The organism is Mycobacterium sp. 852002-10029_SCH5224772 (assembly GCF_001667315.1).
In the GTDB taxonomy this organism is placed as follows: domain Bacteria; phylum Actinomycetota; class Actinomycetes; order Mycobacteriales; family Mycobacteriaceae; genus Mycobacterium.
This window is the reverse complement of record NZ_LZHT01000047.1, coordinates 1-792: the sequence shown is the minus strand read 5'-3', so window position 1 is coordinate 792 and position 792 is coordinate 1. Positions and strand designations below refer to the sequence as shown.

General features: G+C 69.2%; 2 pseudogenes. One reads left to right on the top strand and one right to left on the bottom strand.

Annotation, left to right across the window (positions count from 1 at the left end):
- Positions 1-331: pseudogene (locus A5775_RS10740) on the top strand (hypothetical protein); the annotation flags it as partial.
- A gap of 6 nt (positions 332-337) precedes the next feature.
- On the opposite strand, the pseudogene A5775_RS10735 reads toward A5775_RS10740, so the two are convergent.
- Positions 338-792 (bottom strand): annotated as a pseudogene (locus A5775_RS10735) (VWA domain-containing protein); the annotation flags it as partial.

The window sequence follows — 792 nt, the reverse complement described above, 5'->3', positions numbered from 1 at the left end:
CACCGCGGCGCGCCTAGACAGGGGCCAGGGCGTGCCCATCTCGACGATCTCGTTCGGAACCAAGGGCGGTGAGATCGAGATGGACGGGCAGCGCGTCGCGGTCCCGGTGTCGACCGACCAGATGAAGACGATCGCCAGACTCTCCGGCGGGCAGCCCTACACCGCCACCAACCTCGGCGAGCTCGAAAAGAGCTACAACGCGATCGAGAACGAGATCGGTTACCGCACGGTGCCGGGCCCGGGCAGCGCCGGCTGGCTGCGCCTCGGGGTGCTGGCCGCACTGATCGCGACCGCGTTGGCGCTGTTGATCAATCGGCGCCTGCCGACCTAGCGCGTATCAGGCGGGCAGCCGGCGGTTCAGCAGCAGGCCGGCCAGCACGGCGCCGGCCATCACGACGGCACCGAGCAGCATCCAGGCCAGGCTGGCATCGCCCTTGACGGTTTCGTAGCCGATCTGGCGCTGCAGCGTCGTGTACACGTTCTCCAGCGAGTCCAGGCTGTCGGCGTGGAAGGCCTGGCCGTCGGTGATCTCGCCGATCTTCTGCAGGGTCTGATCGTCCACCGGAACCGGAATGGTGGCGCCCTCGTAGTCGACGGTGCCGTACGGGGTGCCGAACGAGATCGTCGAGATCTGCACGCCCTGGCCCTTGGCGGCCCGGGCCGCGGTGTAGACACCGTCGTGCGGGTCACTGGGGTTGGACGGCTTGTTCTCGCGGCCGTCGGAAAGCAGCACGATGCGGGCCGGCGGCGGGTTGTCGCCGCCGGTGACCGCCGTCGCACCGATCGCGTGCA